This is a genomic window from Bombilactobacillus mellis (assembly GCF_000967245.1).
In the GTDB taxonomy this organism is placed as follows: Bacteria; Bacillota; Bacilli; order Lactobacillales; family Lactobacillaceae; genus Bombilactobacillus; species Bombilactobacillus mellis.
Genome location: NZ_KQ033877.1, coordinates 641,442 through 660,026 on the forward strand (window position 1 = coordinate 641,442; position 18,585 = coordinate 660,026).

The 18,585-nt window shown below is 38.3% G+C and carries 19 protein-coding genes; 17 read left to right on the forward strand and 2 right to left on the reverse strand.

What is annotated here, in order from left to right; translation table 11 throughout:
• Positions 1 to 9: 9 nt before the first annotated feature.
• The 6 genes from rsfS to JG29_RS03175 all read left to right on the forward strand — a co-directional run bounded on the left by rsfS (position 10) and on the right by JG29_RS03175 (position 5,915).
• On the forward strand, positions 10 to 333 hold the full coding sequence (rsfS, locus tag JG29_RS03150; protein ID WP_198139894.1) for a ribosome silencing factor: 324 nt from the start codon (positions 10 to 12) through the stop codon (positions 331 to 333).
• Between the two features lie 2 nt (positions 334 to 335).
• On the forward strand, positions 336 to 1,481 hold the full coding sequence (locus JG29_RS03155; protein ID WP_045922446.1) for a nucleotidyltransferase: 1,146 nt from the start codon (positions 336 to 338) through the stop codon (positions 1,479 to 1,481).
• A gap of 8 nt (positions 1,482 to 1,489) precedes the next feature.
• Positions 1,490 to 2,029 (forward strand): DUF177 domain-containing protein, encoded by a 540-nt coding sequence (locus JG29_RS03160; RefSeq protein WP_045922447.1) that lies wholly within the window; start codon positions 1,490 to 1,492, stop codon positions 2,027 to 2,029.
• A 69-nt stretch (positions 2,030 to 2,098) separates the two neighbouring features.
• Positions 2,099 to 3,517, forward strand: coding sequence for an NADP-dependent phosphogluconate dehydrogenase (gene gndA / locus JG29_RS03165; RefSeq protein ID WP_045922448.1), 1,419 nt, complete (start codon positions 2,099 to 2,101; stop codon positions 3,515 to 3,517).
• A gap of 203 nt (positions 3,518 to 3,720) precedes the next feature.
• Positions 3,721 to 4,410: a response regulator transcription factor gene (locus tag JG29_RS03170; RefSeq protein ID WP_045922449.1), complete on the forward strand. Its 690-nt coding sequence runs from the start codon at positions 3,721 to 3,723 to the stop codon at positions 4,408 to 4,410.
• Positions 4,407 to 5,915, forward strand: a complete 1,509-nt coding sequence (locus JG29_RS03175; protein ID WP_045922450.1) for a HAMP domain-containing sensor histidine kinase — start codon at positions 4,407 to 4,409, stop codon at positions 5,913 to 5,915. The genes JG29_RS03170 and JG29_RS03175 overlap by 4 nt, the downstream gene beginning before the upstream one ends.
• Before the next feature lie 69 nt (positions 5,916 to 5,984).
• Here JG29_RS03175 and yidC read toward each other — a convergent pair whose 3' ends face one another.
• Entirely contained in the window at positions 5,985 to 7,094 is a 1,110-nt protein-coding gene (yidC, locus tag JG29_RS03180) for a membrane protein insertase YidC (protein WP_084232525.1), read from the reverse strand.
• Positions 7,095 to 7,115: 21 nt separating this feature from the next.
• Positions 7,116 to 7,391, reverse strand: a complete 276-nt coding sequence (locus JG29_RS03185; protein ID WP_052696291.1) for an acylphosphatase — start codon at positions 7,389 to 7,391, stop codon at positions 7,116 to 7,118.
• A gap of 90 nt (positions 7,392 to 7,481) precedes the next feature.
• On the opposite strand from JG29_RS03185, the gene JG29_RS03190 reads away from it, so the two are divergent.
• The 11 genes from JG29_RS03190 to JG29_RS03240 all read left to right on the forward strand — a co-directional run bounded on the left by JG29_RS03190 (position 7,482) and on the right by JG29_RS03240 (position 18,582).
• The gene (locus tag JG29_RS03190; protein WP_045922451.1) at positions 7,482 to 8,243 is read left to right on the forward strand and encodes a TrmH family RNA methyltransferase; all 762 of its coding nucleotides are present in this window, start codon (positions 7,482 to 7,484) and stop codon (positions 8,241 to 8,243) included.
• An 18-nt stretch (positions 8,244 to 8,261) separates the two neighbouring features.
• The gene (locus tag JG29_RS03195) at positions 8,262 to 8,750 is read left to right on the forward strand and encodes an HD domain-containing protein (RefSeq protein WP_052696303.1); all 489 of its coding nucleotides are present in this window, start codon (positions 8,262 to 8,264) and stop codon (positions 8,748 to 8,750) included.
• Positions 8,751 to 9,101: 351 nt separating this feature from the next.
• Positions 9,102 to 10,145: a phenylalanine--tRNA ligase subunit alpha gene (gene pheS / locus JG29_RS03200; protein WP_045922453.1), complete on the forward strand. Its 1,044-nt coding sequence runs from the start codon at positions 9,102 to 9,104 to the stop codon at positions 10,143 to 10,145.
• A 3-nt stretch (positions 10,146 to 10,148) separates the two neighbouring features.
• Positions 10,149 to 12,569 (forward strand): phenylalanine--tRNA ligase subunit beta, encoded by a 2,421-nt coding sequence (gene pheT / locus JG29_RS03205; RefSeq protein WP_045922454.1) that lies wholly within the window; start codon positions 10,149 to 10,151, stop codon positions 12,567 to 12,569.
• A 68-nt stretch (positions 12,570 to 12,637) separates the two neighbouring features.
• Positions 12,638 to 13,795 (forward strand): endolytic transglycosylase MltG, encoded by a 1,158-nt coding sequence (gene mltG, locus JG29_RS03210; RefSeq protein ID WP_045922455.1) that lies wholly within the window; start codon positions 12,638 to 12,640, stop codon positions 13,793 to 13,795.
• 138 nt (positions 13,796 to 13,933) lie between these two features.
• Entirely contained in the window at positions 13,934 to 14,581 is a 648-nt protein-coding gene (gene udk, locus JG29_RS03215; RefSeq protein WP_045922456.1) for a uridine kinase, read from the forward strand.
• Positions 14,582 to 14,650: 69 nt separating this feature from the next.
• Entirely contained in the window at positions 14,651 to 15,124 is a 474-nt protein-coding gene (gene greA, locus JG29_RS03220; protein WP_045922457.1) for a transcription elongation factor GreA, read from the forward strand.
• Between the two features lie 53 nt (positions 15,125 to 15,177).
• Complete coding sequence (locus JG29_RS03225) at positions 15,178 to 15,480, forward strand: HesB/YadR/YfhF family protein (protein ID WP_045922458.1); 303 nt, start codon at positions 15,178 to 15,180, stop codon at positions 15,478 to 15,480.
• 128 nt (positions 15,481 to 15,608) lie between these two features.
• Positions 15,609 to 17,711: a peptidoglycan D,D-transpeptidase FtsI family protein gene (locus JG29_RS03230; protein ID WP_045922459.1), complete on the forward strand. Its 2,103-nt coding sequence runs from the start codon at positions 15,609 to 15,611 to the stop codon at positions 17,709 to 17,711.
• A 77-nt stretch (positions 17,712 to 17,788) separates the two neighbouring features.
• Positions 17,789 to 17,938 (forward strand): 50S ribosomal protein L33, encoded by a 150-nt coding sequence (gene rpmG / locus JG29_RS03235; RefSeq protein WP_045922460.1) that lies wholly within the window; start codon positions 17,789 to 17,791, stop codon positions 17,936 to 17,938.
• Between the two features lie 98 nt (positions 17,939 to 18,036).
• Positions 18,037 to 18,582 carry a 5-formyltetrahydrofolate cyclo-ligase gene (locus tag JG29_RS03240; protein WP_045922461.1) on the forward strand — a complete coding sequence of 182 codons (546 nt, stop codon included), beginning with the start codon at positions 18,037 to 18,039 and terminating at the stop codon, positions 18,580 to 18,582.
• Positions 18,583 to 18,585 lie beyond the last annotated feature (3 nt).

Genomic DNA, 18,585 nt, shown 5'->3' on the forward strand with positions numbered 1-18,585 from the left:
CAAGAAGTTATGCAGATGGCAGTTAAGGCCGCTGCAGAAAAAAGAGCTGAAGATATAGTTGTTTTAGATATGCAAAACATTAGTTTGATGGCCGATTATTTTGTGATTGCTTCAGGTTCTTCTCAACGTCAAGTACAGGCAATTGTTGATAATGTTACGGATCAAGCTTCTAGTGTTAATCATGTTGAGGGACAGAAGGATTCCCCTTGGGTTTTAGTAGACCTGGGGGATGTAATTGTTCATGTCTTTACACCGGAAGCGCGCGATTTTTATAAAATTGAAAATTTATGGTCTGACGCCCCGGTTGTCGATGTCACGGCCTTAACCGAGTGAAGATGAGTATTTGTGGCCTTATTGCCGAATATAATCCATTACATAATGGACATGTTTGGCAAATTCAACAGATTAAAAGAAATTTACAGCCCGAAGTTTTAGTAGTAGTCATGTCCGGTAATTTTGTGCAAAGAGGCGATTTTGCCATCTTAAATAAATGGCAGCGCGCACGCTTAGCTCTAGAAGCCGGGGCGGATCTGATTATTGAACTGCCCATTTATGGTGCTGTTCAGCCGGCAGACATTTTTGCAGAAGAGGCTGTGCGGATTTTACAGCAGTTGCAAGTAGAGACCTTGGTTTTTGGCAGTGAAAATCCTCACATAGACTACTATCAGTTGGCAGAACAAATTCAAAAAGTATCACTTAATTCAGAACAATTCACTGATTTTCATAATACGTATGCTACTCAATTTAATCAAAATCTTCAGCAGCAATTAGGGATTAATATCACGCAACCGAATCAACTATTAGGACTAGCATATGCCCAAGCATGTCTAAAACTAAATTATCCGGTTCGTTTACTACCTTTAGCACGTAAGGGACAGATAGCGCATAATGCCGTTAGTCTCCAGGGTAAATATTCCAGTGCCTCTGCGATTAGGCGCGCTCTTTTTGCGGGCAGTGCTTATCAAAAGGCCGTTCCTCAATTTACACAAGCAGCTTTAGCGCAGGCCGATTTATACAATTGGGAGGATTTTTTTAAATTTTTGAAGTACCGGCTATTAACTGTAAGTTTGTCGGAATTAGGGCAGATTTATCAGATGAATGAAGGCTTGGAATATAAATTGCGGCAGGAGATTTTGGCAGCACAAAATTTTACAGACTTTTTGCACCGAATAAAAAGTAAAAGATATACCTATGCGCGTTTACGGCGTTTATGTATGTATACTTTATTAAATATTTCCGTTACAAAAATGCAGCAAATGCGCCGGCAACGTTATCTGCACGTCTTAGGATTTAATAGGGCGGGGCAGAAGCATTTGCATAATGTCAAAAAAGATTTAGAGCTTCCCTTGATTACCAAAGTAACACAAAAAATAGGTAACGGTACTGGGCTTATGGCACCAACAGTTATGGCAGATCGAATTTTTAATTTGGTAAATGTACCAGAACAAAATTTTGGACGTCAACCAATCAAAAGAAAGTAGGTCAAAAAATGCTTGTATATCCGGTAAGACAGTTAGAAAAATATCGACAACATCCTTTACAAATTGAACAAACACTTAACTTACAGGCCAACTTACAAGCACGTGATCCTCAAGTGCTGGCGGTTGATCCAGTAAAAGTAAAAGGTGAAGTAGGATGGGAAAAAGGTTTGTTGTATAGTCAGCTTGTAATTACAACAAACTTAACTTATCCTTCTACACGTAGTTTGCAACCGGTGGTAATTCCCATTAAAGCACAGGTTAAAGAATTTTATAGTGATGAAGCTAATCAGAGTTCAGCAGAACATGAAGACGAGCTGATTATTCCCTTAGAAAATAATTGTTTAGATTTACAAGCGGCGATTGAAGATAATATTTTGTTGAATATTCCGACGCAAGTTTTAACTAATTCTGAAAAAAATACCGGTTCTATGCCTAGCGGTGATGATTGGAATGTGATTTCCGAAGATCAGTATCAGCAAAATCAAAAACACGCAGCTAATCCGCAATGGGATAAACTTAAAAAATTATTACCGCCGGATGAAAAATAAATATCTGCTTTAATAATAAGATCAGGTTTGCTACTATTGATGTGATGATAATGAGGAGGAAAATTTTGAATGAGTAAACCAACTATTGGCGTTATTGGAATGGCCGTCATGGGAAAAAATTTGGCTTTAAATATTGAAAGCCAAGGCTATAGTGTAGCCATTTTTAATCGCACCAGTTCGAAAACCGAAAAAGTGGTGGCCGATCATCCTGAAAAAAATTTGGTACCCAGTTATACTATCACAGATTTTGTGCAATCTTTAGAAAAGCCGCGACGGATTATTCTAATGGTAAAAGCTGGTCAACCTACGGATGCAGTAATTGATCAATTATTGCCTTTGTTAGATCAGGGTGATGTCTTAATTGATGGAGGCAATACTTTCTTTGAAGACACTATCAAACGTAACGCCCGTTTAGATAAATCAGGGGTTAACTTTATTGGAATGGGTGTTTCCGGCGGTGAATTAGGAGCTTTACAAGGGCCTTCATTAATGCCCGGTGGTCAAAAAGAAGCCTATGAATTGGTGGCGCCGATTTTGCAAAAAATTGCTGCCAAAGCTTCGGATCAAACCCCTTGTGTAGCTTATATCGGCCCTAATGGAGCCGGTCACTATGTTAAAATGGTGCACAATGGCATCGAATACGGTGATATGGAATTGATTGCTGAAAGCTATAATTTATTACGGCAACTCGGCCATTTGCAACCGCAGCAATTAGCTGATATTTTTGCGCACTGGAATCAAGGAGAATTGTCTAGTTATTTAATTGAAATTACCGCCGACATTTTAACGCGTAAAGATGATCAAGGAACTGATCAGCCAATAGTAGATATGATTTTGGACACTGCTGGAAATAAAGGCACTGGCAAATGGAGTTCTCAGAGTGCTTTAGAATTAGGAGTATCACAATCATTAATTACTGAAGCCGTTTATGCGCGCTATATTTCAACCTTTAAGGCAGAACGGCAAAAAGCTAGCACAATTTTAGCGGGTACGCAATTAACACCAGTAACACTTCCGGCTGATTTTACTGAGAAGATTCGCCAAGCCTTATATTTCAGTAAAATCATGAGTTATGCCCAAGGATTTGCGCAATTAAAAGCGGCTTCTAACCACTATGACTGGAATTTGCAATATGCTCAAATCGCGCAAATTTGGCGGGCAGGATGTATTATTCGGGCTCAATTTCTTGAAAAAATCACCTCGGCTTACCAGAATAATCCTCAGTTAGATAATTTATTGTTGGACGATTACTTTAAAGATATCTGTGCCAAATATCAAGATTCTGCTCGGGAAGTAGTCAGTTGGGCGGTTAAAAGTGGCCTTGCGGTGCCTGCCCTATCAGCAGCGCTTGCTTATTATGATTCTTATCGAACAGAGGTGTTACCAGCCAATTTAATTCAGGCACAGCGGGATTATTTTGGTGCGCACACTTATCAAAGAGTCGATCAGGAAGGGATTTTTCACTATCCTTGGTATCAAGAACAATAATCGTAAAACTGTTAACTTATTATCATGAGAGAGTTTTCCAGTAATCTTAAAAAGCGAGGATAACTATTAGTCAAAATCCTCGTTTTTTTTATTTTAAATTAAGATATATTTGGTATTTTCAAACTGAATTGTGATTGAATGTGTTAAGATAATATCGGTATATTACAAAATAATGAATATTTATTAAGAGTTGGAGTATTAAAATGGCAAAAATTTTAATTATTGAAGATGAGAAAAATTTAGCACGCTTTGTCGAATTGGAGTTACAGCATGAAGGTTATACAACCCATGTAGAACTTGATGGGAGAAAGGGTTTGGATGCAGCCTTAAATGAAGACTGGGATGTTATTTTGCTTGATTTAATGCTACCTACGTTAAACGGTTTAGAAGTTTGCCGTCGCGTCCGCCAAGAAAAAAGTACTCCGATCATTATGATGACGGCCCGAGATTCTATAATTGACCGGGTATCGGGATTAGATCATGGGGCAGATGATTATATTGTTAAACCCTTCGCCATTGAAGAATTATTGGCGCGCTTACGTGCACTTTTACGGCGTATCGATATTGAAGATCAAAAAATGGCTCCTCATTCTACCAAAATTGAATATCGCGATTTAGTTATGGATAAAGAGGCTCACACTTTAAGCCGCAACGGGAAGGTGATTGAATTAACCCGACGCGAATATGATTTGTTTTTGACTTTACTCAATAATATGGGCAAGGTCTTAAGCCGTGAAGAATTATTAAAAAGTGTTTGGGGTAGTGATATGACTCAAAGTGAGACCAATATTGTCGATGTTTATGTCCGGTATTTGCGTAATAAAATTGATTTGCCTGATAAAGAAAGCTATATTCAAACTGTTCGCGGCACCGGTTATGTTGTCCGCCCATGAAAAATAAATTAGCAAATTGGCGTTTAACGATACGTTTTAAATGGACCTGTCTTCTGAGCTTGGCCATTTTTCTGGTATTTGGTCTCTTTGCTTCATTAATTTACAGCTCGATTGAACAAGCTTTATTGCATAATGAAGAAAATAATGTTCGTGATACGATTTCAGCAGTGGACAGTCGTTTTAATGTTTATCAAGCGCCTTTAACCAGACAACAAGTGCAGGATCGCTTAGCGCCTCAATTTAATCGTCAGATACTGCGTCATGATAAAAATGGTAATGTCGTCTCTGAAAGACCGGAAGATTTTTATCGGGATAGTTTAACAAAACAACTAGCTCGAGGAGATTTGGCTTTAGTTTTGTTTGATCCTCAAGGACGGCCATTATTTAAAGTCGGTAATATTGATACTAAATTTAAGCCGGTTCATTCAGCGCATATAGCCGTAAAAAAGCGCGATTCTAAACGCTTAAAGTATTTACAGGCTAATATGCCGATTTATTCACAGCACAGTAAGAAATTGATCGGCTATGCCAAAATTAATAACGGTATGCGAAATTATCATCGAACATTTCGCCAACTAAATCAGAAAATGCTGGTAGTGGTGTTATTTGCCTTATTACTCAGTATCATCATGGGGTATTTGCTCACACGTCCTTTAGTTCAACGCATCAAGCAGGTTAATAAAACCATAGATCAAATTAACGCCGATCCTGACTCGACAGCGAGAATTCCCCAGCAGCGTTCGAATGATGAAATCACTGATTTGGTGGATCGTTTTAATCGAATGCTGGATCGAATGCAGGAGTATACTAATCAACAAAAAGAATTTGTTGAAGATGTATCGCATGAATTGCGTACGCCAGTAGCAGTCATTGAAGGTCATTTGAAATTATTACAACGTTGGGGTAAAGATGATCCGCAAGTTTTAGAGGAGTCAATTAACGCTTCGGTCAGTGAAATTGACCGTATGAAAAAGTTGATTCAAGAAATGTTGGATTTAACCCGTGCTGAACAAATCGAAGTCAATTATGTTAAAGAAACTACTCAGGCTAACGAAACTATTCAGCAGGCTTATAATGATTTTGTCATGCTGCATCCGGATTTTCAGATTAACTTAGATGATACAATTCCTCCGCATACGCTGGTCCAAATTTATCGTAATCATTTAATGCAAATTTTGGTTATTCTGTTAGATAATGCTGTAAAGTATTCCCAAGATCGCAAAGAAATTAATCTATCGGTATCTACGGAAAGTAACATGTTGACGATTGCCGTGCAGGATTTTGGTGTCGGTATTGCCTCCAAGGATTTAGAGCGGATTTTCAATCGTTTTTATCGTGTTGATAAGGCGCGTTCACGCCAAAGTGGCGGCAATGGCTTAGGCCTTTCAATCGCAAAGAAAATAGTTGAAATGTATAAAGGAACCATTACTGCGGAAAGTGCTCTCGGTTCCGGTACTATTTTCCGGATTAACTTACCGTTAGCTTCTTCAAAAGATAATAAATAAAAAAAGCTCGCTAAAAAGTGAGCTTTTTTATTATGATTAACCAAAGATCAAAAATCTGTGGGATAAATTCTAATGGTTTTTGGAATGATGCCGCTGTTTGCCAGCATTACGTTGCCGATTACGTTGATGCACTGAAACTGCCTGTTGGTTATCACTAGAATTTTTAGCAGCAGCTGTGGGACTAGTCGAATTTTTTAAGGATTCATGAACGTGCTGCTGTTTGCCAGCATTACGTTGCCGATTACGTTGATGTAATAAAGCTGCCTGCTGATTATCACTGGAATTTTTGGCAGCAGCTTCTGAGCTAGTTAAATTTTTTAAGTCAGCTTCTGTAACTACTGTGACTACAGGATGATCTTTCAAATTAGCATCAACTTGTTGGCGTACTCGTGGAGTGATGATATAATCACTAATTACTTGTTGAATAACAATGATGATTCCACCAATTAAAAAGTATAACGCTAAAGCTGCAGAAGAAATCAAACTAATAAAAAAGGTAGTTGCCGGACTAATAAGCAGCATCATTTGCATTTGTTGCTTTTGCTCAGCGGGAATTGTTTTGGTAGACATCCAAGCTTGAATAACATAAAACAAGGTGGCGATGATGGTAATAATGAGACTGGGTTTGGCTAAGGGTGCTCCCCAAAAAGTAGCTTTAGAAATTTCATGTGAGTACTGAACAGCTTGATAGATCGCAATAAATACCGGGAATTGTAAGAGTAGCGGTAAACAACCAATACCGCCGGTGAGTTTAATATTGTTTTTTCGATAAACGGCCATCATTAATTGACTAATTTGAGTTTGAGCTTGTTGTGTTGTAGCCTTGCTTTGATATTTTTGAATCAACTGCATTTGCGGTTGAATGACTTTCATTTTTTCTTGTTGAATAATAGATTTTTTTTGTTGATATAAGCCTAAAGGCAATAAGAGCAAGCGGACGATAAAGGAAATGATAATAATTCCCCAAGCATAGCCCTCTTTACCGCCAATGGTTTTGGAAGTATAGAGAATTAAATTCTGAAAAGGAACTGCTAAATATTTATAAATAAAGCCGTAAGGACCACCTGCTGGCGGTTGTGGAGTGGAATTATTGATTCCTTGCCGTGAGCAGGCAACAGTTAAAAAGACCAGGCCCAAAAGACCTGCTAACAAAATAAGACGTTTTATACTTTTTTTCATTGTTATCTCCAGTTTATTGTTTTATGATATGGAAAATTGCGAATAGTTTTCTAGAGGCCGTTCTTGAACTTGAACGTGATCTACATGGGCAAAGTGACTGGGGCCACTTTTTATGATATGCAAAAATTTTGATAAATTTTCTGCTGTTCCTTGAGCTTCAATGTGAACACTGCCATCACTACGATTAGCAACAGAGCCGACAAGTTCGTATTTTTGTGCATAGCTAAGAGTTGTATAACGAAAGCCGACTCCTTGGACACGGCCATAAACATCAACTGCAATGTGCTTAGTGGTCAATTTAATCACCTCACAATAAAACTATTATAACTGAAAGAAGTTTGAATCCAAAATATCTGGTAAAATAAATTTGAAAGGATGTTTTCGTTTATGGACTATATTACTTCAGTCAAAAATGAAAAAATTAAGGAAATAAAAAAATTAAGCACAGTCAAAGGCCGACGCCACCAACACCTTTATTTGATTGAAGGGGAGCATTTAGTTAATGAGGCACTTAAAAGCCAAGTCAATATTAAAGAATTATTGGTTACCGAAAATTTTATTAATCATGATGAACATCATATAATAAAGCAGCTATATAATCAAACTACTCAAATTAGTGATAATGTAGCACAACACTTGAGTGCGCTGGTAACGCCACCAGGGATTTTTGCAGTGATCGCACAACCGACAACCCCAACTACCATCAACTATCAAGGCAAATGGCTGGTATTAGATCAGGTGCAAGATCCCGGTAATGTGGGAACGATGATTCGCACAGCTGATGCAGCAGGCTATCAAGGTGTTGTTTTGAGTACCGATAGCGCTGATATTTATGCCCCTAAAGTTCAAAGAGCGATGCAGGGAAGTCAGTTTCATTTACAATTATTAAGAGCTGATTTAGAGCAAGTTATTCCGGCTTTTCAAAAGCAAAAGCTTCCTGTTTATGGGACTTTAGTTGATGATCAAGCCCTGAATTATCGCCAATTAACGGCTCCAGAAGAGTTTGCTTTAATTATGGGTAATGAAGCCCATGGAATGCAAGCAGAACTGATCCCATTAGTTGATAAAAATCTGTACATTCCTCTTGTAGGACAAGCAGAATCCTTGAATGTGGCTATTGCTGCTGGTATTCTGATGTTTAGTCTCTGATGTTTGAATGAGGTTGAAATAATGAAAAGAATGAATTGGCGTCAAAATCAGGAATATTTGGCTTTAGTGAGTGATTTATTAGCGCGGCCTGAAGTTCAGCGATTACAGACAATTACTCATCATCATTATTCTAATCGCCTGGAGCATTCAATTAATGTCTCTTATCAAAGCTATCTGTGGGGTAAAAAGTACGGCTTGGACACGCGGGCTTTGGCGCGTGGCGGTTTATTACATGATTTATTTTATTATGACTGGGATCCTCATCAGATGGATTTTCGAACTCATGCACACCTGCACGCGCAAATTGCTTTAAATAATGCGGAAAATTTGACGGATTTGTCAGCTAAAGAACGAGACATTATTATCAAGCATATGTTTGGTGCAACACCGGAGCTGCCTTGTTATCCTGAAAGTTGGATTGTTAGTCTAGTTGACGATTATTGTGCAGTTGAGGAAGCCTTGGCTCCCAAATTAATAAATTGGAAACAAAAAATGTTGTTAAAATAGAATTGAAATTTAATTATGAAAGTTTTAAACTGTGATTAATAACGATGAAGGAAAATAGTAGCACTACTAAAGAATTATTTACAGGGACAGTCGATTGAGTGAGAGCGATTGAATAATTCAAGTGTGAATTCACTCTGGAGTTATAACGTTAGTCAGCGTTATGTGACAGCAAGTGTGAGTAAAGACAAAGCTTGAAGATAATGGTTAAGCATTCGATGTTTTACAAAATGAAGAACCATCATTAATTTATTAAGAAAATAGTTCTGTCTTTTTCAAACTAGGGTGGTACCGCGAAGCCTCGTCCCTTTTGGGATGAGGCTTTTTTATTTTCCTAATAACTAGGAGGTAATTATGGAATTACAAAAGGTTTTAGATGAGCTGCACCAACAGGGATTGCAGCAAATTGCAGCTGCCGATAATTTAACAACTCTAAATGAGATTCGAATTAAATTCCTGGGTAAAAAGGGATCTTTAACGCAGGCTCTTCGACAAATGGGGAGTCTTTCCGAACAAGAACGTCCGCAAATCGGAGCTTTGGCTAATAATGTCCGTAATGATTTGCAGCAAGCATTGGATCAAGCTAAGCAGGATTTGGAAAATAAGGCTGTACAACAACAGCTGCAAGCTGAAAAAATTGACGTTACTTTGCCGGGTAAACCGCGACGTATGGGAACCAAACATGTCATTAATCAGGTAATGGATGACATTGAAGAATTGTTTATCGGCTTAGGTTATGAAGTAATTAATGGACCAGAAGTAGAAGAGGATCATTATAACTTTGAAATGATGAATTTACCTAAAGATCATCCGGCTCGTGACATGCAGGATACCTTTTATATTACATCAGAAATTTTAATGCGTACTCAAACTTCGCCGGTTCAAGCCCGTACTATGGAAAAACATGATTTTTCTAAAGGCCCCTTAAAAATGATTAGCCCGGGCAAAGTATATCGGCGCGATACTGATGACTTAACACATTCGCATCAATTTAATCAAATCGAAGGCCTGGTAATTGATAAGCACATTACTATGGGTGACTTAAAGGGAACCTTAGAATTAACTGCCCGTCATATTTTTGGACAAGAAAGAGAGATTCGCTTGCGCCCGAGTTACTTTCCATTTACTGAACCTTCTGTAGAAGTTGATGTTTCTTGTTTTGCCTGTGGCGGCAAAGGTTGTGCTGTTTGCAAACATACCGGTTGGGTAGAAGTTTTAGGAGCAGGCATGGTTCATCCTAATGTGTTAACCAATGCTGGAGTTGATCCAAAAGTTTATGGCGGATTTGCCTTTGGACTGGGTCCAGATCGCTTTGCAATGCTGAAATATGGAATTAATGATATTCGTGATTTTTATTTGAATGATGTCCGCTTTTTAGAACAATTTCAGGGGGAATAATAGATGAAGATTTCAACAAATTGGCTGTCTGAGTATCTAAACTTGCCCGAGACGCCAGAACAAATAGCAGATCGTGAGACTGTAACAGGTATCGAAGTAGATGAAATTATCAAACCGAGTGCAGGTCTGAAAAAAATTGTAGTAGGAAAGATAACCGCTTTAACCCCTCACCCTGACTCAGATCATTTAAATGTTTGTCAAGTAGATGTGAATGAATCGCAGCCTCTGCAAATAATTTGTGGTGCTCCTAATGTTGCAGCCGGGCAGACGGTCATTGTGGCCTTGCCGGGAGCAAGGATTGCTCACAATCAAAAAATTAAACGTAGTAAAATGCGCGGCCTTGAATCCCAAGGAATGATTTGTTCACTCCAGGAAATTGGCTTTGAAGAAACTGTAGTGCCCGAGGAATTTAAAAATGGTATTTATGTTTTTCCGGCAGATGCCGAAGTACAATTAGGTGACCCTGTTTTCTCTTATTTGGGTATGGATGATACTATTTTAGATTTTGACATAACTCCTAATCGCGCTGATACTCTCGGGATGCGGGGAGCTGCTTGGGAAGTAGCAGCTATGTATGATCAAAAACCTCATTTTCCACATCCGCAATTATCAGAAATCGAAAGCCCAACGGCAGATCGTTTACAAGTTAATGTGACTGATCCAACTTTGGCTCCCACTTATCGTATGCGGGTTCTGCAAAATGTCAAAATTCAACCAAGTCCATTATGGTTACAAATTCATTTATGGAATAATGGCATTAAGCCGATTAATAATGTTGTTGATATCACCAATTATATTATGCTGGATTATGGACATCCGCTGCATGCTTTTGACTTAGATAAATTAAAGGGTACTGACTTACAGATTCGTCTGGCGCACCCGCAAGAAGAGTTTACAGCTTTAAATGGTCAGACTTATCAATTAACTGATCAGGATATGGTGATTGCTGACCGCCAGCAAGTTGCAGCTTTAGCAGGAATTATGGGCGGCCAAGCAACAAAAATAACTGCCGATACCAAAACAATTGCCATTGAAGCGGCCGTTTTTAATCCGGTAAAAGTGCGCAAAACAGCTCAGCGGCATAATCTTCGAACCGAAGCTTCATTGCGTTGTGAAAAGGGTATTGATCTGTCAGCAACAGCGGAAGCTTTAGATATGGCAGCTCAATTAGTTACTCAATTAGCTCAAGCTCAAGCCTTAAAGGACCAGATTGTAGCTGCACAAGCACCTTTAGATCCTCCAGTTATTAACATCACTACGGAGCGTATCAATCATGTGTTAGGAACCAAAATTTCGCCAGCTCAAGTGCTTAGTATTTTTAAACGTCTAGGTTTCAAAACCCAGCTTCAAGGAGAAGAAATTGCGGTTACAGTACCTTTACGCCGCTGGGATATTAGTCTTGAGGCTGATTTAATAGAAGAAGTTGCCCGTCTTTATGGCTTTGATAAACTCCCCAGTACTTTGCCTGTAGGCGCTCAGACAATCGGTGGCTATAATTCACACCAGAAATTCTTGCGTCAAGCACGTTATAATATGCGGGCTTTGGGTTATGACGAAGTTATCAGTTATGCTCTGACAACTCAAGAAAAAGCAGCAGCCTTTAGTATAGAGGAACAATCTCTGACCAAAGTCAGCTGGCCAATGTCTCATGAACACGAATATTTGCGTTCCAATCTAGTTAGTGGTTTATTGGATGATATTCTTTATAATGTTGCTCGAAAACAGAATAACTTAGCATTCTTTGAACAAGGTCGTATCTTTTCTAAAGCTAATGCCAAAGTAGTTCGGCCTCAAGAAATTGAATATCTGGCCGGAGCGGTCACTGGTAATATTGAAGAACAAAATTGGCAAAATAGGGCGCAAAAGGTTGATTTCTTTGCTGTCAAAGGTGATGTAGAGCAATTACTGGCAAGTTTTAATAAGCAAGCTGCAGTTTCTTATCAAGCAACAACAGCAATTCCGCAGCTGCATCCGGGACAGGCCGCTCTTATTTTAATGAATCAGCAAGAAGTAGGTTTTATCGGAACTGTGCATCCCAGCTATGCGCAAAAATTGGGCTTACCCCAGACGGTTGTCTTCCAGTTGAATCTAGAAAAAATTGAACACTTAACTGCGAAGTCTAACGTGTATGTTCCTGCGGCCAAGTTCCCAGCCGTAACCAGAGATATTGCCGTTTTGGTACCACAATCTGTGACCCATGCCCAGTTACAAAATATTATTCAGCAATCAGGAGGACCATATTTAATTAAGGTGCAATTATTTGATATTTACGAAGGAAAAAATATCAAGTCGGGTTATAAATCAGTAGCCTATAATTTAACCTTCCAAAACCGGGATGCTACGCTAACAGACGTAATTGTTAATGAGAATTTCGAAAATATAGAACAAGCCCTGCAAGAACAAATTGATGCAGAAATTCGGTAAAATTTGCGCCATTATTGTGAAACTTGTGTATAATTATTCTTTGAGATTAACATTTGGAGGAACCATCTTTGGCTAATTCAGACAAGAATAAACAATACGAGCGGTCCGATAACGATCAGGTATCACAAAAGAAGCATCAACGGGCTTCCGAACGGCGGGTTGTTAACAGTATTGCTGGTTGGATTATTGTTATTATTGTTATTTTAATTCTAACTTTTGGCGTTTTGGGTTATAACTATGTGCAGGAATCACTGCAGCCTTTAAATAGTAATAATCATCAAGAAATTGAAGTAAAAATTCCAGTCGGGTCATCAAATAAGGAAATTGCGTCGCGCTTACAGCAAAAGAAGATTATTCGTAGTGCAACAGTGTTTAATTATTATGTTAAATCCCATAATTATACTGATTTTCAAGCTGGTTATTATACGTTTAAGCCGTCAATGACCTTGACACAAATTGTGGCTCGTCTGCAAAAGGGCGGCAGTTCCGAGCATATTGCTCAGCCCGATCATAATGTGTTAGTACGTGAGGGAGTTACGTTAGAGCAAATTGGTGATGCTATTAGTAAAAAGACCCCTTACAGTAAAAAACAATTCTTGGCTTTAATGAAAGATCAGAAGTTCCTCAAACAATTACAAAATCTGTATCCGCAATTACTGGAATCAACAATGAAATCCAAGAATGTACGTTATCATTTGGAAGGATACCTGTTCCCTGCAACTTATCCTTACTACAACGGCATGTCTTTAAAGAAATTAGTAACAATGATGGTTGCTAAAACCAATCAAGAATTAACACCATATTATGAACAAATTAAAACTAAAGATCTCACAGTTCAACAAGCTTTAACCTTAGCTTCCTTAGTAGAAAGAGAAGGTGTAACTGAAAAAGATCGGCGCATGATTGCTGGAGTTTTCTTTAACCGGCTTGATGAGAATATGCCGTTACAATCGGATATTTCTGTGATGTATGTTCTGAATAAACATAAGCGTAGTTTGACTAGGAAAGAAACGCGGGTAAAATCGCCATATAATCTGTATAAGAATGCCGGTTTTGGACCGGGTCCATTTAATTCACCAAGTATTAATTCGGTATTAGCTGTCTTAAATCCAGCTGAGCGTGATAAGGGCTATCTCTATTTTGTGGCTAATTTGAAAACTGGTAAGGTTTATTACTCTACCAACTACTCGCAACATTTAGAGACCATTTCATCAATTGGGCAGTAAAACTGAAATATAATTAAGGAAAAATGGTTATATTTTTTTCCTCACGGTTGATTCCGTGGTATTATTAATAGTTAATATGGAGCTTAGGGGTTGAGATAGATTAAAATCTCAATCCCTTTTGATAGGAGATAGTTGATATTGCAGCAAAAAGCACCTTCAAAGCATCCACTAATTATTGGAGTTAGTGGCGGCTCAGGAAGTGGAAAAACCACAATCGTCCGACGGCTAATGACAGAATTTAGCCAAGAATCAATCGCGCTTTTGCAGATGGATTCTTATTATAAGCAATTAGATTTACCTTTGGAGCAGCGAAAATTGCAAAATTTCGATCATCCTTTGGCGTTTGATATGGATCTCTTAGTTGCAGATCTAAAAAAATTGAAAAATTTTCAAGCTGTGGAAGTACCCATTTATGATTTTGTTCAGAGTAATCGGACCGCCACCACGCGCCATCAAGCTCCGGCTGATGTTATTATTTTAGAAGGAATTTTGGCCTTGTATGACCAGCGTTTGCGAGATTTGATGGGGATTAAAGTTTTTGTAGATACAGATGACGATATTCGCTTGATTCGCCGCATTCAACGAGATATTGATCATCGCGGGTACACATTGGAAAGAATTTTCAAACAGTATTTGGAACACGTTCGTCCGATGTATCAACAATTTATTGAACCCACCAAACGTTTTGCTGATCTAATTATTCCTGAAGGTGGGGCTAACGAAGTTGCAATTGATTTACTAACTTCTAAAATTAAGTATTTACTCTATCAGGGAAAAGAAAACTAATAATAGAAGTTGACAGTTTTAGTTTGTCTGCTTATATTGGTAGGCGTATTAAAGAATGAGGTGTAAAAATTGGCCGAAAAAAGATATCCTATGACAGCTGAAGGTAAAAAAAAGCTGGAACAAGAACTGGAAGATTTAAAATTAAAAAAGCGTCCGGAAATTATTGAACGTATTAAAATTGCTCGCGGTTTTGGTGATTTATCAGAGAATTCTGAGTATACTTCTGCTAAAGATGAGCAAAGTGTAGTGGAATCAAGAATTTCTGAGATTAAGACTATGTTGCAGTATGCTGAAGTAGTTGATGTGAATGACGTAGATGCAAATGAAGTCTCTGTCGGAAAAAAAGTTACTTTTCAAGAAGCGGATGAAGAACCGGAAACTTATCAAATTGTTGGTTCGGCAGAATCTGATCCTTTGGCTGGAAAAATTAGTAACGATTCGCCGATTGCCCAGTCTTTATTAGGTAAAAAAGTAGGGGATACGGTTACAATTGAAACTCCCGGAGGCGCTTTTGCTGTGAAAATTATTAATGTGGAAAACTAATTACTGGATAAAATCGCTTCCATGTTGTATGATTTTTAGCAGGTGATGAATATATGAAAATAACAGTAAGTCCAGCAGCACAAAAATGGTATCAAAATAATCTGGAGTTGAAACCTGGCGACGGTTTACATTTTTATGGTAAAGTATATGGCCGCACCAACGTTCATTTCGGGTTTTCTTTAGCCTTTGTCAAACAAAAACCGCAACATCCTTATTATCAAGCAGTTTATCAGGAAATAAGCTATTATTTTGATGAAGATGATATTTGGTTTTTTACAGGTTATGATTTGCAAATTGATTATGATGCTGATTATGATGGTCCCACATATACATTTGTAGATGAAGAGCCGGAATAGTTATTCAAGAATTTAGTTTGCACTAAAGAGTTCTTGGACTCATAGAAAGGGTTGGGGTACAATAATGTTTGGTCCCTGACTCTTTTTTGTTGATGATACCCGTAGTACTAATTGAGGAGATTTGATTAGTGAAATTTTTTAAACGACTGAATAAACCTAAAACAACCCAGTCTATTTTACCTTTTCGGTTGAATGTGCTTTTGGTAATAGTCTTTGTTTTATTTGCTCTGTTAGTAGGACAATTGGCTTATTTACAACTTTTAAACGGCACTAAATTTCAAGCGGAAGTGGAACGTTCAGATAAGACGGTTATTGCCGGTAATGTGCCGCGGGGACTAGTTTATGATTCTAAAGGACGGCTCATTGTTGATAATGAGCCTAGCAGTGCGATTACCTATACCCGCAGTGCCACAGTAAAGACGACAGATATGTTTCAAATAGCCAATCGGCTGCAAAAATATATTTATATTGATGATGCTAACTTAACCGCTCGTGATAAAGCAGATTATTATTTAGCTGATGAAAATCATTATAAAAAGGTTCAAAAAATAATTAATCGTCACCTCACTGAAGAAGAACAACAAGCCGAACCGGAACGTCAGGAATATCGGCGTGCTGTCGCTTATGTTAAAAAACAGCATGTAACTTTAACACCTGAACAGCAACAGGCAGCTGTAATTTTTGCCAAAATGAGTGCAGCTTATCAATATTCCACTGTCTATATAAAAAGTTATCAAACTACGCCGCAGGAAGTGGCCCAAGTCAGTGAGCATCAAACGGAATTGCCAGGAATTCAAGTAGGAATTGATTCTCAACGTTCCTATCCGATGGGAGATTCAATGACTAGTATCATTGGAAAAGTTTCCACAGAAAAACAAGGCCTACCGGATGATCGGATTAATCAATTACTAGCTCAAGGATATTCTCGCAATGATCGGGTAGGTACTAGTTATCTGGAACAGGAATACGAACCTATTTTAAAGGGAAGCAAATCTCTCACACAAATAGCTGTCGGCACAAATAATAAGCTGACAGATTCTTTACAAAAATATAAAGGTGAAAAAGGCGATAACCTGAACTTGACTATTGATGCAGATTATCAAAATAAGGTGGATCAAGCGGTTCATAGTATTTTTAATACTGCACTGGCTAATGGTGTAACCCAATATGCCGATGGGGCTTATGCGGTAGCCATGAATCCGAAGACTGGTGCTATTTTAGCGATGTCGGGAGTTCATTATAATCCTAAAACTGGTAAAATGACTGATGATTCATTAGGGGTCATTAATCGAACTTTTGTTATGGGATCAGCTGTTAAAGGCGCGACGGTCTTAGGTGGTTTGATGTCTGGCGCAATCACGCCGGACAATAGCGTCTTGCCGGATGATCCGGTTTATTTACCAAGTACGCCAATAAAGAAATCTGTCTATCCGGTTGGTACTTTTGGCGCTTTGAGCGCACAAAAAGCATTAGAATTTTCTTCGAATATCTATATGATGCGTTTGGCGATGAGAATCGGTAATGCCAAATATGTTCCTAATAGTTATATTCATATTGATGATGATATTTTTCAAAAGTTGCGCGGCTATTATAATCAATTTGGTTTAGGTGTCAAAACAGGAATTGATTTACCAGGTGAAAGCAGCGGAATTGAAGGAGCTACTACTAATAGTAACGGGATCGTCAAAGTTGGTTCAGCTTTAGATGAGTCTTATGGCAACTATGATGCTTATACGTTATTACAAATGGTGCAGTATGTTTCTACAATTGCTAACGGTGGCTATCGTATGCGGCCTTATCTAGTAAATTCTATTCAGAAAACGCAAAATGATGGTTCAATGGGCGCTATCATTCATCAAACTCAGCCCCAAGTCTTAAATCGGGTCGATTTTAATAGTAGTCAATTGAATGTGGTTAAAGATGGATTTTATAATGTCGTTCATGGGAATGGTGGCTGGACGACTGCAAAACAGTTGGCCAATGTTAAACCAGCCATTGCCGGTAAAACTGGAACTGCCCAATCTTTTTATTATGATCCTGATAATCCTAATAATGTAGATCCTCCTCAGACTATTACTTCAAGTATGGTAGCTTATGCGCCCTATGACGATCCGCAAATTGCGGTTGCAGTAGTTTTACCTAATTTAAGCAGTGAAAAAGGTGAGTATAATTTAAGTTTAATCAAAAGTATAATAACTGCTTATTTTGATACTGACACAAAAGATAACTAATAATACTGGAAAATTGGAGCTATTAATGTTAAAATGACAAAGTTGTATCTTATTCGAGTAAGAAAAGAGGTTGTAATATGCGAGTAAACATTACCTTAGAGTGTACTGAATGTCATGAACGCAATTATTTAACCAGCAAAAATAAGCGTAATAATCCTGACCGCCTGGAACTTAAAAAATATTGTCCACGGGAACATAAAGTGACATTACATCGCGAAACTAAGTAAAAGCAACAGGCCTGCCCTGTTGTTTTTTTATAACCACATAGTCAAAATTAAGGATATCATTGTAAATTTTGAACATAACTAACTAAAGGAGTTTATCTTTGGAGAGTAAAAAAATAATCCGGCAACAACAACAAAAAAAAATCCAAGAATGGTGGCATAGCCCCAATTTGCAAATAGCTTCTTTATATCAGCAATTATTTGCTGCGCCTTATTTTCAAAAAGCACAAAGTATTGCAGTATCTTTAAGTATGACTAATGAATTACCCACCCAACCTATTATTCAGACTGCTTTACAATTAGGTAAGCGAGTTTACTTGCCCAAAAACGGAGCGAATCGAAAGATGGAATTTTTTGACTTAGCAGCCCAGCAGCAATTTCAAAAAACTCTCTTCGGTGTGTGGGAACCTGACGCTATTGGTCCTTTGGGATCCAAGGGGGCTGATCTAACGATTGTGCCGGCTTTAGCTGTGGCTTTGGATACCAAACAACGTCTCGGCTTTGGGGCCGGTTATTATGATCATTATTTGGCAACACATCCAACTACGAGTGTGGTGTTGGCAATTCCGCCGGTAGCAATGCCGCAAGCAGCATGGCCAGTGGCAAAGTGGGATTATTCATTGGATTATATTATTACGGGAGAATAGAAA

Excerpts from the sequence above, each read along its gene's own strand:
- rsfS (WP_198139894.1), top strand. The coding sequence starts at position 10 with ATGCAGATGGCAGTTAAGGCCGCTGCAGAAAAAAGAGCTGAAGATATA.
- JG29_RS03155 (WP_045922446.1), top strand. The coding sequence starts at position 336 with ATGAGTATTTGTGGCCTTATTGCCGAATATAATCCATTACATAATGGA.
- JG29_RS03160 (WP_045922447.1), top strand. The coding sequence starts at position 1,490 with ATGCTTGTATATCCGGTAAGACAGTTAGAAAAATATCGACAACATCCT.
- gndA (WP_045922448.1), top strand. The coding sequence starts at position 2,099 with ATGAGTAAACCAACTATTGGCGTTATTGGAATGGCCGTCATGGGAAAA.
- JG29_RS03170 (WP_045922449.1), top strand. The coding sequence starts at position 3,721 with ATGGCAAAAATTTTAATTATTGAAGATGAGAAAAATTTAGCACGCTTT.
- JG29_RS03175 (WP_045922450.1), top strand. The coding sequence starts at position 4,407 with ATGAAAAATAAATTAGCAAATTGGCGTTTAACGATACGTTTTAAATGG.
- yidC (WP_084232525.1), bottom strand. The coding sequence starts at position 7,094 with ATGAAAAAAAGTATAAAACGTCTTATTTTGTTAGCAGGTCTTTTGGGC.
- JG29_RS03190 (WP_045922451.1), top strand. The coding sequence starts at position 7,482 with ATGGACTATATTACTTCAGTCAAAAATGAAAAAATTAAGGAAATAAAA.
- pheS (WP_045922453.1), top strand. The coding sequence starts at position 9,102 with ATGGAATTACAAAAGGTTTTAGATGAGCTGCACCAACAGGGATTGCAG.
- pheT (WP_045922454.1), top strand. The coding sequence starts at position 10,149 with ATGAAGATTTCAACAAATTGGCTGTCTGAGTATCTAAACTTGCCCGAG.
- JG29_RS03225 (WP_045922458.1), top strand. The coding sequence starts at position 15,178 with ATGAAAATAACAGTAAGTCCAGCAGCACAAAAATGGTATCAAAATAAT.
- rpmG (WP_045922460.1), top strand. The coding sequence starts at position 17,789 with ATGCGAGTAAACATTACCTTAGAGTGTACTGAATGTCATGAACGCAAT.